We start from the raw sequence: 14,734 nt of genomic DNA, 5'->3' as shown, positions 1-14,734 counted from the left end.
ATCAAGAGAAAAGCTCACGTAAAGCAAAGCTTTTCTCTTGATTTTTTAGAAAGAGGAACATTTACTGAATATCCCTATCTTCTCCTTTATATAAAGAAGTTATTCTTATAAAAGATTTATTTCTTTTCTTCCTTATCTCCCAGATAATTCCAAACTACCGCACTCAACGCAGCTCCTACAAATGGAGCAATGATGAACAGCCACAACTGCGACAATGCTTCTCCTCCCTGGAATAATGCCGGAGCAATACTACGTGCCGGGTTTACAGAAGTCCCTGTGATAGGAATACATACAATATGTACCAATACAAGAGTCAAACCGATGGCAAGTCCTGCCAGATTGCCTGCTCCCTTCTTCGAGTCGGTAGAGCCGAGCACCACTAATACAAAAATGAAAGTAAATACTGCTTCCGCAATGAATGCCTGCAACATTTCTCCATCGCCAAAACCATTGGAACCTGTAGCCGTAGGTCCGTCATGAGCACCGGTGGAAACTAAAGCAAAAAGAATAGCCGAGCCGATAATAGCTCCGATTACCTGGAAAATCATATACATACCTGCATCTTTTCCGTTCATACGCCCAGTTAAGAACACTCCTAATGTAATAGCAGGATTAATGTGACATCCTGAAATACCTCCGATAGCATACGCCATCGCTACTACTGAAAGACCAAATGCTAAAGCTACGCCGACTGTTCCCACGCCAGCACCTACCGTACCGGTTACACTACCGGCAAAAACGGCACTTCCGCATCCCATAAGAACGAGCACCATCGTTCCAATCATTTCTGCAATGTACTTTTTCATAACTATAAATAATGGTTAATGCATCAAATATAGAGAATTAACCCAAGAAAACAAAGCCTACGTGCCTAAATTATTATTGCTTTCGCAACATTTTTGAATAAAAGGCAAGCAAATAAAATGAAAAAAGGACTTTTGCACGCCATATTAGCCTCTACCTTATGGGCCATCGTAAACTCTCTTATCAAGCAAGGATTGAGCAATGACGTCACTCCGATGAATTTCTCCGAAACCCGCTTTGCCACTGTTGGAGTTATTCTTTTCGCTTATACCCGGTACAAGGGTATATGACAGGAATCATCTCAACCTCTATTATTATAGCAAACACTGTATGGACTGCAAAGTAAGCATTTCTTTGGGGACTGCAGCTTTTATTTCCTCTTTCAGAACACATAGCAGGCTGTGACGAATAAAATCTCTATTTGTCGCCAACACCACTTGCCGCGTCGGTCGGGGGATAGCAAACGGACGTACTAATTGTCGCTGTTCTTCCGTCAATTGAGCCACTGCCAGTTCGGGAATAAAAGTGATTCCTTTTCCGCTTTCTACCATTCTCATAAAGGTTTCCATGCTTCCCAGGCGATAAGCCATCTGACTAACCTTCACCGCTTCCATCTGACAGAAACGGACAAGTTGGTCACGAAAACAATGTCCTTCGTCCAAAAGCCAAAGATGTTCGCCGGTTATATCGGAAGTGCGGATAACGTCATGTTTGAACGAGGGTTCTTTCCGTGATACATAAGCATAAAATTGCTCATAGAAGAGAGTTTCTCCCGTCAAGAATGTGTCTTCTAATTTACTGGCAATAATCCCTGCATCCAAATCGCCGGCATGCAGAGCCTGCTGAATATCCTGGGTTTTCATTTCCGTGACACGAATATCCAGTTCGGGATATTTCTCCATCAGTTGAGGGAAAAAGCGGGGTAGCAAATAAGGAGCGATAGTGGGTAATACTCCCAAACGGAATACACCTGATAATGATTGCTTATCTTCACTGATGATTTCTTTTACTTGAGCTGCCTGCGCCAGAATCACACGAGCCTGGTCTATCACTTTCTGCCCGATGGGTGTCGGGCAGACGGGTTGCACTGTCCTATCGAATAACTTTACTCCCAATTCATCTTCCAGCTTCTGAATCATGGCACTCAAAGTAGGTTGCGTCACACGGCAATATTCGGCTGCCCGTGCGAAATGCCTGAACTGGTCTACGGCTAGTATATATTCTAATTGTTGTATCGTCATCTATCAAATCATATTAAGTTATAGATTTCATCTATGCAAAGATAGAAATTTTCAGTTTGACAACAAGCATTTTCCGCCTTATCTTTGCAGTACAGAAAAAAAAGAAAACAAGTATAAATCATTAAAAATAAAAAGAATATGAAAACTTTAGAATTTATCAAACTGAATGAATCGGGAGCAAACAACGTAGTAGCATCTTTGCAACAACTATTAGCAGACTTCCAAGTGTATTACACCAATCTCCGCGGTTTCCACTGGAATATCAAAGGACATGATTTCTTTGTTCTCCACAGCCAATTCGAAAAGATGTATGATGACACAGCCGAAAAGGTAGACGAAATTGCAGAACGTATCTTGATGTTGGGCGGTACTCCTGCCAATAAATTCAGCGATTATTTGAAAGTAGCAAATATCAGTGAAGTAGATAAGGTGAGCAACGGCGAACAGGCACTGAACAATATCCTTCAGAGTATCAGTTATCTGATTGGTGAAGAACGTAAAATCTTGTCTATCGCTTCTCAAGCCGGAGATGAAGTAACCGTTTCGATGATGAGCGATTATCTGAAAGAACAGGAAAAACTAGTTTGGATGTTGACGGCTTATAATAGCAAATAATTAAGATAAAAGGTTTAGGTTTTTAAGTGAGAAAGAGAGGATATTTCCGTAAAAGGAATATTCTCTCTTTATTATTTCCAGTGTACTAGTACTATCTAAATACGTTCATTCGCTGATATTATTAAAAAAATTAGTTTTGTTCTTTATTTATCAAGATTTATAAAAGTAAGCAACAACTTTCAAAAGATGAAACTTATTCTACTGAAATAAAATGTCTTACCCTGAATTTTGTTGACTCTAATAAGTCTCAACTAAAACTAGGGTAAGACAATTAGAGGCCCCTGAAACGTTGATGAATAAAGGATTTCAATCAAGGTGTGAGAGTGTGAGTGTAAAACGTCGTCAACATTTGTTTGGCTAAAATACGACACTTCGCACGATTAACCTTGCCGTTTTCTGTTTGCGGAATACAATCTGTCGTCCATATGTACTTGGGACGATAATAAGGTTCCAATATTTCCTGTAGTTTGTTTCCGATTTCTTTAGTGTCCGGCTGACCTTCCAATAATTCTGGCTGACCTTCCAATAGTAAGGTTACAGCCTGCCCTAAACGCTGGTCCGGAACTGAAGTAATAACAAATGGCACAGGAATAAAAGAACGAAGCAATTTCTCCATTTCCTCCGCCTGAATCTTAATTCCTCCACTATTTATCACATTGTCTTTCCGACCCAAAATCATAAAACTTCCATCGGGATAGATGCGTGCAATGTCATTGGTTTGCAATATTTCATCACATACCAAAGGGGCATCAATAATTAACGTATTCTCTACAGATAAAGACAGTTTTACTGAAGAAAACGGATAATAATGTTCCGAAGCCAATGTTCCGTTCAGCCGACGAAGAGCAATATGAGATAAAGTTTCAGTCATGCCATAGGTAGAATAGACGGCAGTCGGAAGATGTTTGATCTCCGCCTCTAAAGCCTCATCAATAGCTCCACCACCTATAATCAAAATATCCGTCTGTTTCAATCGTTCTTTCTCTTCGGGAACTTGCAACGTATTATAAACTTGCAGGGGAACCATTGCCACAAATCTCAAAGGCTCTTTTATATCCGCTAAAGGATGACCGGAAGCAGGACGTACAATCAAATTCAAGCCTGCAACCAACGAACGCACGACCACCATCATTGCACCAATATAACGAAGATTCATACAAAGTAATGCCGTCTCTCCTTTCTTCAAATCCAGAAACTCACAAGTCAGACGCGCACTTTGCATCATCTGGTCTTTACGTACAATCAACTCTTTAGGTGTACCCGTAGAGCCTGATGTATGAACAATGATGACAGGAGAATCGTTAAACCATTCGTTCAGGAAAAGATATAAATCCCAACTAGCAGGAGAATGAGCCTCCGCTCCTCCTGCTATTAATCGGCTTATATCCTCAAAAGTATATTCTTTTCCTTCCAGTAACAAGCGTTGTTGTTTTCGATCGAATATCATCGGAATATCCTTTAAATACTATCATTTACAAAACCATAAACAATCTTTTCTTATTTCAAGAGGCACTTCCACGTTGTCTGTAAAGAGCGCCCCTGTTCCCAGTCCCTGTGGCAACGGATTGCTGAATGTTGCACACCACTGGGCAATGGCGTTTAGCCCAATGTTTGATTCCAGAGCGGAAGTTATCCACCAGCCGATCTGTTGTTTTTCAGCTTCGGTAATCCATTCGTCTCCTCCGCATATTCCTCCATGAAGAGAAGGTTTAATAACGATATATTGCGGACGAATTGTTGAAAGCAGCTCCTGTTTCCTTTCCAGCGTATTGCATCCTATCAGTTCTTCATCCAAAGCAATCGCTAATGGAGATTCGGCAGCAAGCCGAGCCATTTCCTCCCATTGTCCGGCACAGATTGGCTGTTCGATAGAATGTAAATCAAACTCGGACAGACGTTTCAGTTTTTCCATTGCGTCCACGGGTGAGAAAGCACCATTTGCATCTACACGCAACTCTATTTCTTTAGAAGAGAAATGCGTACGAATATGGCGCAACAATGTCAGTTCTTCTTCGAAATTGATGGCACCTATCTTTAACTTGATACAACGAAATCCGGCTTCCATCTTTTTCTCAATCTGGGATAACATGTTCTGAAAATCTCCCATCCAAATAAGGCCGTTAATCGGAATACCAACTTCTCCACGTGAGAAAGCCGTATCACATAAAGCCCAGTTTCCTGCAAAGAAATGCCGGATGGCCGTTTCCAGACCAAATAAAATTGAAGGATAGTCACACAAGCCATCCATATCCAATCTGCCTTGTTCCCTCTCTACTTTCCGGCAGACTTTCACTAATATATCTTCGTAATCAGGAAGATCGTCACAACTTAAAGCGGGCAAAGGTGCACACTCCCCTATTCCCACTCTGCCAGGGAAGTCAGGAGAGGTAAAATGAAGATACCAAACTTTACGCGTAGTATATGTTCCTCTGGAAGTCCCGGCAGGTTGCTTGAAATGGAGCAATCGGGGAATAATTTCTATTTTACAATTCATCGTGAATAATTTTTCAATTCACCACAGAATAACACAGAGCCTCACGAAGTTTTAATAAGTTATATCTCTTGCAGTTCTCCTACCATTCTCTCCTCCACAGTCTTGCTTTGCAGAAAATCGGGCTTAAACGCAGGAAAAGCAAACTCTGTGGTACTCTGTGGCAAAGCCGATTTTAAGGGAATTTCGGATATTGTTTGAAGTTCGGTTTACGTTTCTCCAGAAACGCATTCTTTCCTTCCTGTGCTTCATCAGTCAGGTAATAGAGCAACGTTGCGTCACCTGCCAATTCCTGAATACCTGCTTGACCATCCAGTTCGGCATTCAATCCTGCTTTAATCATGCGCAAAGCCAACGGACTAAGCAGCATCATTTCTTCTGCCCACTGCACATATTCATCTTCCAACTGCTCCAAGGGAACTACTTTATTCACTAATCCCATATCCAATGCTTCTTGTGCATTATACTTCCGGCAGAGGAACCAGATTTCGCGTGCTTTCTTCTGACCGACCACACGTGCCAGATAAGACGCACCGAATCCAGCATCAAAGCTACCTACACGAGGACCCGTCTGACCGAAAATAGCATTTTCCGACGCAATGGACAAATCACATACCACATGAAGCACATGTCCGCCACCAATAGCAAAACCGTTCACGGCAGCAATCACCGGTTTCGGGATGCTGCGAATCTGCTTTTGCACATCCAATACGCTAAGACGAGGCACACCGTCTTTTCCGATATATCCGCCACGTCCTTTCACATTCTGGTCGCCGCCCGAACAAAATGCCTTATCACCGGCTCCGGTAATCACAATCACATCAATATCCGCTTCTTCACGGCAGATGCGCAATGCGTCACTCATTTCAGCAGTAGTTGTCGGAGTAAACGCATTCCGATAGCGTTCACGGTTGATCGTGATACGGGCAATTCCATTATAATAATCAAAAAGAATATCGTCGTATTCTCTAATGGTTGTCCACTCTCTTTGTGTTGACATAATCTATTTTTGTTTTAATTGATGATAATAATTCTTCAACATGCGCGCGTCCTTGTTTTTGTTGGTAAACACCTCCAAGAGCACAGGCTGTTCCATAGCTTCCGGTTGAGTGAAAGTTTTCATCGCTTCAGCCAGTTCTTCGTCATTTTGTGCTTGCAGATAGAGGAATCCACGTTCCTCCGCCCAACCTTTGGCCGACGTTTTATGGACTGCCGCAATAAATTTATGTGAGGTACCCGACATATCCAATCCCGGCAAGGTATGGAAAATCTCTCCTCCTCCATTATTTAACAGAAGAACACGCAGATTGGAGCGAACATTGACATTCCACAATGCATTCATATCATAGAAAAAGCTCAAATCTCCGATAGCTATAAAGTTCAGTTTGTCGGAAGCTGCCGCATAACCGACAGCCGTAGACAGTGAGCCTTCAATGCCGTTTGTCCCCCGGTTGCAACAAACTTCAATCGTAGAAGGAATGGAGTATAATTGCGCATAACGCACCACCGAACTGTTTGCCAGATGCAACGCACATGACTCCGGCAAGGCTTTCAATAACGTACCGACGGCAGACATTTCCGAATAAGCAAACTCCGGTTCGGGAATGATCTTGCAATAGTTTTCCCACACACGGGGATATTCAGGAGTCCGATTGTCCAGCAAACTGGCTATCTTCTCCAGAAACTCGAACGGGTCCATTTCGATCACCGTAGTTAATGAGCCGTACAAATCGACCACCTCACCATCCGGCGATACGTGCCAATGTTCTTTAGGCGGATGCTGACGGAGAAACTTCTTCAGCCGTTTGGAAACGACATGTCCTCCATAAGTAATCAACAACTCCGGAACCATCTGGCCGACCTTCTCTTCGGGCATGGCATAAAGCGCCGCATCAAAGTTCTTTACCGGAATACCGGGAACTGTCTGGTTGCCGATATGTTCAGTCAACCAGGCAAAATGTTTATATAATAACTTGATATATCTTTTTTCAAACAGGTAGATAAGATTCATCTGACCGATGATAATCATTCGCTTCTGGTATTTATTCATCCGATCGACCAAATCATTATAATCACGATCGTAGACGTTCAACCCCTGATAACGGGTAATGACACGCACTTCAGGAAGCGAATCAACCGTAAACTGGAACAACGGTTCAGAAATAGGGACATTAATATGTACCGGTCCTTTTCCATGATGGTTCGTTTCCAGCAAAGCTTCATTCACCAGACGATTGCAATACCATTCATCTTCTTCCGTATGAATCTCCGGAAGGTTTACTGACTTCTTAACCAATGTCTGAAATACGCCTGGTTGTGGTACTGTCTGTCCATCCATCTGCCCGATCCAGGCAGCGGGACGATCCGCAGAAATAATGACCAGAGGAACATTTTGATAAAATGCTTCTGCCACAGCCGGATGAAGGTTTAATAATGCAGTACCGGAAGTGCAACAGACAGCTGCGGGCTTACCACCATTCAACGCAAGACCGATGGCAAAATAGCCGGCACTCCGTTCATCCGTCACCGGATAGCAGGTAAAATTCGGATGGTTAGACAAAGTATGTACTATGGGCGTATTACGACTACCCGGACACAATACAACCTTAGTAATCCCATGCGCCTCGAGCAACGCAACCAACTGGAGTATGTTCTTCTTGTCTGTATACATGATGATAATTATTAGTAGTTTATGATTTTAAAGGAGGCACTGCAATCAGCCGTTTGATGGTTTGCAACTTCTTCTCCGTTTCCAGCCATTCGTCATTCAATTCCGAAGAGGCCAATAATCCACCGCCGGCATAAAGAGTAAGTTGTTTATCTTCGATATGCATACAGCGTAAGTTTACATAGATGTCTGTTCGTCCTTCCGGATCGAGCCATCCGATAAAGCCGGAGTAATAGCGGCGGTCGTAACCTTCATTCTGCAAAATAAACTGATAGGCTTCTTCCTTCGGCAAGCCGCATACGGCAGGTGTCGGATGCAAAACTTTCAGAAGGTCTCCCAAACCTTTATTATCTTTCAAAGAAAAACGGAAATCAGTTTTTAAATGTGACAAAGCACCGGCATAAGCAGGATATGGCCCGTTTTCCGTAGAATGAATATCCAGTGAAAGAAGCTGCCGACGGATATAAGAAGCAACATAATCTTGTTCTTTCCGGTTCTTTTCATCCCATACTTGCGGCAATCTGCCATCTTGCAAAGGCTGTGTTCCGGCTAGTGCAACCGTATGCCATTCGTCTTTCTCACCTGATAAAATGATTTCGGGAGTACTTCCCAGCCAGATGCCCGTCTGCGGAGTATAACATAAGTAAATATACGAATGAATATAACGTTTACAAGCCGCCCGAAAGATGGACAAAGGAGAAAAATCCGCAACTTTATCAACTGTAAGATGACGGGAAAGCACTAGTTTATCAAACGTCCTGTCACGTAACGCATTTATAAAGGTATGAAAGCATGCCGCATATTCTTCCGTAGAAGAAGTCAGAAATGATTCTTGTCCTTGCAGGCGCAAGGCTATCTCCCGATCTTCTTCCGTATCATCATCCACGGGTAAAGGCTGCCCCCACTGATCGGGTTGAATCAACACAACCGGACATGACTCACTCACCTGAAACGGAGCAATTACAAATCCTCTCTGTCCATTCAGTTCTTTCAAATCGTATATCAAACGGACCGCTCCTTCCGCCTGCGTCAACAGACGGGGAACTTTCTCTCCGGGAATACGGTAAACAGCAAACGGCTGCTTCCGCTGAATAAATGCATCAATAGTTGTCAAGTTACTTATTTCTTCGTCGGTCATCTCTTTTTCATCACACTGTTGACTACCCGTATGGAAGACACCAGTTTGTTTGTTGAAGTAAACACGTCTACATTCCATACGTGGGAGGAACGTCCTTTATGTACAACTGTTCCTACTGCACGCACGGTATCTCCTTCATGTGCAGAAGATATATGGTTTCCGCTGACCTGCATTCCTACTACAATCTCGTCCGGCTGGCAAAGAATCATCGAACCGAGTCCGGCAACTGTTTCCGCCAACGCAAGAGTAGCTCCACCATGCAAAATGCCAAAAGGCTGACGGGTACGATGGTCTACCGGCATCGTTGCTTCCACACGATCTTCGTCGGCGTATGTATATTGAATTCCCAAGTTTCCCATTAATGCGTGGCGTGCCTGCGCATTCAGTTGGTCAAGGGGAATTTCGGCTGCACGCACTTCGGCTATGATAGCTTTCTCCACTGCAACGGCCACTCCGTCTTCCTCATTCGAAGCAGTCACATAGTCGGCACAGGCTTTGACCGAGTCTTGTGAATGTCCCATAGCTACACCCAGCCCGGCCAACTGAATCATTGTTACATCACACACACCGTCGCCCACAGCAATCACTTCCTCACGCTTCACATCCAGCACCTCCAGCAAAGCACCCAAAGAATTGGCTTTGTCGATGGCGCAGGGAACTACTTCCAGAAAATATGGCTCCGAACGGAATACGTCCAACGCTCCGTTCAATCGTCTCTTCCAGTGATCTTCCAGACCAACCAGTGCTTCTTCGTCATCGCTCACCAGCATACACTTACAAGGAGCAAAATCAACGGCAGCAGAAAATTCTTCTTCTTTAATTATTTGCAGGTTATTCAACCGGGCTTCATTTTGGATATGTTCATTTTCAGGAGAATCCGTTATGATCGTATCATCATGATAAGTGAATAAGGCAAAACCGTTTTTACGGGCTTTCTTTTCCAGATACGGCAACATTTCGGGATTAATCCGACGTTCAAACAGAATTTCCCCGTTTTGTGCATTGATAATCTGACAGCCATTATAGGAAAGGATAAAACCTCCATAGTTTCCAAGTTCAAGCATCTTGGCCAGCGGCATCAGGCCATAAGTAGGTCTGCCGGATGCCAGCACAATACGTACTCCCATTTGCTGAACCTTCAACAGGGCAGCCAATGTACGCTTACTAATTTCTTTCGCATCATTGAGGAGTGTTCCGTCTACATCAAGAACCAATAATTTATACTTCATGATTACACGATTTTGATTTAGATTACAAAGGTAGGAAATTGAGTGAACGACAGAAAGCGTAAACAGATAAAAATTACTTTAATTTCACTCTTTCAAACGCATTTCCAGATAATCGCGGAGGATACGGGCATGATTATACACCGGTTCTTTGGAAGCGTAAAGCAATGTTATCACCGGATGCGGCTTGATAAGAGTCAGAAAATCAGCCATTGAGGAAGAAGCGTCAAGTTCTTTCTGATACTGTATGACGAAGTCTTCCCAGTGTCCGGGAATATCTTCGTGAAACCATCTACGCAATGTGGAAGACGGTGTGATGTCTTTTGCCCAATAATCGTACTTAAGCCATTCTTTCTTCATTCCACGTGGCCATAATTTATCTACCAGTACCCGGTAGCCATCTGTTTCTGAAAAATCGTCGTAAACCCGCTTTATCCTTACCTGTATCATTTCTATTAATAGTTAATTATAAATAGATAAACCGGAAAATGCGAAAATTGTTTAGCAGAATCCACTCAATTCTGTAACGAATCCTGTGCTTTTTTAAATTCGTAAGGAGTCATTCCCGTCTTTTTCTTAAAAAGATTGTATAAAATCGGGGTGCTATTAAATCCGGCCTCATCCGCAATGGCACGTATCGTATAATTAGGATGCTTTTTCATCAGTTCAATGGCATAATTAATGCGCAATTCATTGATATATCCATTAAAATTGGTTCCGGTACATTCTCTTATCATCCTCGCAAAACGTGCGTTATTCAGATGTACGATTTGTGCCAGATCTTCTCTCGACAATTCTGAAGAAAGATATAACTGTTTCCGAATAACGATATCATTCAGTTCCTGAAATATCTTCTTATTCTCTTCTTCTTCCCCACTTTCTTTATCTGTATCGTTAGCAAGTTCTTCCAATTCTTCGGGTGAAATACGTTCCGGTTCAATCTCCGACACAACAGCCAGTTGTTCGTATACTTCCGATAGCTGGTTCCCATCTTTTCTATTAGCAAATTTCTCGTTTATAAGCCTGGCAAGCATCCTGTTCTTATACTCGACTATATGATTGAAATGCCACAAACGCCAAACGACAAACAGAGTCAGTACAACAATACATGCAAGAAAACAGAGGGTAATATTCCTTATTTTTAATTGAAAAGCCTGTTCGGCAATATATTCTTCTTTTTCAGAGACGCCGTACATTGCATTCAATTCCAATGCAGCATTGTTTCTATCCCGGGTATTGATACTATCTGTTATAGTTAAAATCGTTTCACGTATCTCGGCAGCTTCTTTGTATTTATGCATACCCAAATATGCCTTCACTTCCTGTCGAAGGACAGTCAGATACTGTTCATTCAAAGTATCCTGCTGGGTTCTCATCAATTCCTTGAACCCCCTGCAATTATCAATAACCTTTTCATATTGTCCGGAAAGCACTAAATAAGGAACCGAGTACATTTTTCCGTCGGGAGTATGAGATTCTTTCTTTGATAAGTATTTCTGATAATATTGCTCCGCCTTCTCATATTTCTTCTCCATGCAATAGATGTAGGCTAATTTGGCATATAAATAACTATATTGACCGTCTATATAATCTTCAGAGATTTGAGGTACTGCCTTAAGCCGTTCAATTTGCTTTTCACGCTCAAAACCCACTTTCAATGCCTCTTCAATTCGAGAATCATTCATTAAAAAGCTCATTTCTGCTCCATAGTAATAAGAGAGCAACATCATTTCCCGCTTCTCCTTTGAGCCCCGCAAAAGCTCAATAGTCCGGTTAAAATAATCGTATGCTTTATCTTTAAAAGATAATCTCCAATTATTCTCTCCCATACAGAAAAATAACCTGGCTTTGGCTTCCCTGTTCCCTAACTCTTGCGCCTGCCTGATTCCATCTAATGCATAACGCATACTTTCATTATATTTGCTCATCATTGCCGAAAATTCAGCCAAATGTACTGTCATTTTCAGCATGTGTTTCGGATCTTTTTGATATAGGGAATCAAGCAAATAAGCTTTCCTTGCATACATAAATGCTAGTTTATTCATATACATATTACTATATGATAAACTACGCAATTCATTTACAACCCGCAAAGGAATCGTTTTCCTGTTCTCCGCTTCGTCCAGTAATTGCAGAGCACGCCTAGGTTCGGGAATATAAATATTCCTGATATATTTCTCCGTATACAGAGAATCATCAATTAAAGTTTTATCAGCCCTCGAAAATTGATTGTGTACAAATAAAAGCACCAAAATACATACAAAAAAACGCATAAGATCTTACCGTGTTTTAATCATTCAGCATCCAAAGATATGTATTTTCCACAAAAAGTGCAAGGTGCATCTTAATTTTGCAAAATTAAAATAAGAAACATTAGCTATCTTCTTATCCCAATCCTAGTTTCTGATAAATCTTCATCTCACAGAATCACAAGCCTAAAGCCTTTCCCAACCGGGCTTCAATACACGCGCTCAAATCGGTTGTAACAAACTTCCCATTATAAAAAAGAGTAAAGATAGTGGCTGGTGTAGGCGCATTTTGTGCTTGTTCCATGGTTTCTAATTCTATTATTTTTAATGGGAGATCCTTACTCTTGGCTGCATTGACCAAAGAACCGCGAACATGGAATTCAGTAAACGGACAGCGATGAGTATAATACACTACTATTCCATCCCGGTCAGGACACTCACCTGTCAATACACTGTCGTTGAATGAAGGATCGGGAGCAGCCGGATTTATTTTCAAAGCCAACAAACTGAATCCGTAAGGAAGTTTTTCTATAGTTTGGAAACCTTGTCGCAGCAGCCATTTTGTATCACTCATAAAATGAAATTTAGAAGTGCCCACTACGGTAACTAAACCATCTTTTCCCTGCAATTTCGCATCATCAATAGCAGACTGCAGCAAAGCCTTACCATGCCCGCATCCTTTATATTTACCCGACACCCAGAAACAATTTATCATCAGATAATTAGGAGCACTGACAGGAACCCACGCCTTTTCAGCAGGACCATATTCGATGAACACTTTCGCCCGTTCGTCAATACGTCTGAAAACATAACCATTATCAAACTCTTTTTTCAGCCATGCTTTTTTTAACTCATAACTATCTTTGCATTTCTTATCCGAAAAGGCACAGCATATATGTTCGTCCGCAATATTCTCCTTCGTCAAAGTGATGTAATTTGTTTCCATAATATTTTATTTAATAGGTTTAAAAATAACAGATCAATAAGCACTCATTATTATAAGTTATTAGAAAATCGCCAGGCTAATATTCTGCTGCTTTTAGTTCCCTGCTGCATTCTGATAATCTTATATTCCGATACATTCACAGACTTCAATTTAGCACATAGCTTTTCGAGATTCTTTTCTTTTGAAACCAAGCTGGTGAACCATCCACAGTTCTTCTGATATTTCTGACTCTCGGAGATCATATTCAGTATAAAACGGATTTCTCCACCCTCACACCAAAGTTCATTCGCACTCCCGCCAAAATTTAATTGTACTTTTTTCACCTTCGTCCCCTTCAGGCTACTCAATTTGCGCAAGGTTCCGTCTTCCGCTTCTTCCTTCGAGCTATGAAACGGAGGGTTACAGATCGTAACATCAAAGTATTCGTCAGGCATGATAATTCCATCAAAAATCTTCTGACTGTCTTTCTGAAGTCGCAAGTCAATCTTATGTGCCAATACCGGGTTGCAAGTCACTATCTTCCGTGCATTTTCTATCGAGACCGGATCAATATCACTGCCCACAAATGTCCATCCATACTCTGTGTGCCCTATAATCGGATAAATACAATTTGCACCTACCCCAACATCCAGACATCTGCGTTTCGTTTTCTGTTCGTTCGCATCCTCATCCTCTGCCTGCAAATCTTTCGCTACCCTATCCGGCTGAATAAGATCAGCAATATAATGAATATAATCCGCTCTTCCGGGAATGGGTGGACACAAGTATTGTTTCGGTATATCCCAATAACGAATGCCATAATAACTGATTAATAATGCTTTATTTAAAGCTTTTACAGCTTGCGGATTAAAAAAGTTTATAGTTTGTACACCCAGAGGATTAAGTGATACGAATCTCTTAAGTGGAGGATAATTTTCTATCAACAACGGAAAATCATATTGACCATTGTGCTTATTTCTTATATGTAACTCACCTTTTTGTGCCATGTCGGCAAAGATACAGAGAATTTTCCTGTCTGCAAATTTTCCCTGTTAATACACCAAATTGGGGATCAAATCACAAAAAAATATCATAAAATAAAAAAGCATCCCATAAGGTCATTTTCCGAAACCTTAATTAGGATGCTTATTCTATAATGCATTGATATTCAATGCTTAAAAGCGGAGAGACAGGCTCCCGAACCTACGCTTTCAGAAAATATCATAAAAATGCAAATCATTGATAATCACATATTATATACAATGCAGAGTAAATCTAAATCTTTCTAAATGCCTTTTGTTATTTCAATTTTTGGGTGTATATTTGGGTGTAGAATTTCAAACGCACCCAATTATGAATATCAAACGCAACATCATT

General features: G+C 41.6%; 14 protein-coding genes. 2 read left to right on the top strand and 12 right to left on the bottom strand.

Going from position 1 to position 14,734, the window contains the following annotated elements; genetic code table 11:
* Positions 1–116: 116 nt before the first annotated feature.
* A complete protein-coding gene (locus tag LPH68_RS23700; RefSeq protein WP_004314740.1) occupies positions 117–806 on the bottom strand; it encodes an MIP family channel protein in 690 nt (229 codons plus the stop codon).
* Positions 807–923: 117 nt separating this feature from the next.
* Here LPH68_RS23700 and LPH68_RS23695 point away from each other — a divergent pair, with 117 nt between their 5' ends.
* On the top strand, positions 924–1,094 hold the full coding sequence (locus LPH68_RS23695) for a hypothetical protein (protein ID WP_165450455.1): 171 nt from the start codon (positions 924–926) through the stop codon (positions 1,092–1,094).
* Positions 1,095–1,118: 24 nt separating this feature from the next.
* Here the strand turns inward: LPH68_RS23695 and LPH68_RS23690 are convergent, their stop codons facing one another.
* Positions 1,119–2,045 carry a hydrogen peroxide-inducible genes activator gene (locus tag LPH68_RS23690; protein WP_074708449.1) on the bottom strand — a complete coding sequence of 309 codons (927 nt, stop codon included), beginning with the start codon at positions 2,043–2,045 and terminating at the stop codon, positions 1,119–1,121.
* A 138-nt stretch (positions 2,046–2,183) separates the two neighbouring features.
* Here LPH68_RS23690 and LPH68_RS23685 point away from each other — a divergent pair, with 138 nt between their 5' ends.
* Positions 2,184–2,660 carry a Dps family protein gene (locus LPH68_RS23685; protein ID WP_004314742.1) on the top strand — a complete coding sequence of 159 codons (477 nt, stop codon included), beginning with the start codon at positions 2,184–2,186 and terminating at the stop codon, positions 2,658–2,660.
* 310 nt (positions 2,661–2,970) lie between these two features.
* On the opposite strand, the gene LPH68_RS23680 is transcribed toward LPH68_RS23685, so the two are convergent.
* The 10 genes from LPH68_RS23680 to rlmF form a co-directional block, all read right to left on the bottom strand.
* Entirely contained in the window at positions 2,971–4,107 is a 1,137-nt protein-coding gene (locus LPH68_RS23680; protein WP_008643122.1) for an AMP-binding protein, read from the bottom strand.
* Positions 4,108–4,128: 21 nt separating this feature from the next.
* Complete coding sequence (locus LPH68_RS23675; protein ID WP_008021533.1) at positions 4,129–5,154, bottom strand: o-succinylbenzoate synthase; 1,026 nt, start codon at positions 5,152–5,154, stop codon at positions 4,129–4,131.
* A 172-nt stretch (positions 5,155–5,326) separates the two neighbouring features.
* The gene (menB, locus tag LPH68_RS23670) at positions 5,327–6,151 is read right to left on the bottom strand and encodes a 1,4-dihydroxy-2-naphthoyl-CoA synthase (RefSeq protein WP_004310001.1); all 825 of its coding nucleotides are present in this window, start codon (positions 6,149–6,151) and stop codon (positions 5,327–5,329) included.
* A 3-nt stretch (positions 6,152–6,154) separates the two neighbouring features.
* A complete protein-coding gene (gene menD / locus LPH68_RS23665) occupies positions 6,155–7,822 on the bottom strand; it encodes a 2-succinyl-5-enolpyruvyl-6-hydroxy-3-cyclohexene-1-carboxylic-acid synthase (RefSeq protein ID WP_049703137.1) in 1,668 nt (555 codons plus the stop codon).
* Positions 7,823–7,841: 19 nt separating this feature from the next.
* Positions 7,842–8,957, bottom strand: a complete 1,116-nt coding sequence (locus tag LPH68_RS23660; RefSeq protein ID WP_008021526.1) for an isochorismate synthase — start codon at positions 8,955–8,957, stop codon at positions 7,842–7,844.
* Positions 8,954–10,186 (bottom strand): Cof-type HAD-IIB family hydrolase, encoded by a 1,233-nt coding sequence (locus tag LPH68_RS23655; RefSeq protein ID WP_004315182.1) that lies wholly within the window; start codon positions 10,184–10,186, stop codon positions 8,954–8,956. The genes LPH68_RS23660 and LPH68_RS23655 overlap by 4 nt, the downstream gene beginning before the upstream one ends.
* Positions 10,187–10,270: 84 nt before the next feature.
* Positions 10,271–10,633, bottom strand: a complete 363-nt coding sequence (locus tag LPH68_RS23650; protein WP_055235403.1) for a DUF488 domain-containing protein — start codon at positions 10,631–10,633, stop codon at positions 10,271–10,273.
* 65 nt (positions 10,634–10,698) lie between these two features.
* Complete coding sequence (locus tag LPH68_RS23645) at positions 10,699–12,456, bottom strand: AraC family transcriptional regulator (protein ID WP_151923744.1); 1,758 nt, start codon at positions 12,454–12,456, stop codon at positions 10,699–10,701.
* Between the two features lie 154 nt (positions 12,457–12,610).
* Positions 12,611–13,378, bottom strand: a complete 768-nt coding sequence (locus LPH68_RS23640; protein ID WP_055235405.1) for an N-acetyltransferase — start codon at positions 13,376–13,378, stop codon at positions 12,611–12,613.
* Between the two features lie 50 nt (positions 13,379–13,428).
* Complete coding sequence (gene rlmF, locus LPH68_RS23635; RefSeq protein ID WP_055235406.1) at positions 13,429–14,364, bottom strand: 23S rRNA (adenine(1618)-N(6))-methyltransferase RlmF; 936 nt, start codon at positions 14,362–14,364, stop codon at positions 13,429–13,431.
* Positions 14,365–14,734: the final 370 nt, after the last annotated feature.

The organism is Bacteroides sp. 1_1_30 (assembly GCF_020982715.1).
Classification (GTDB): domain Bacteria; phylum Bacteroidota; class Bacteroidia; order Bacteroidales; family Bacteroidaceae; genus Bacteroides; species Bacteroides xylanisolvens.
Note: the sequence above shows the minus strand (reverse complement) of the source record. Positions and strands in the feature narration are given on the sequence as shown.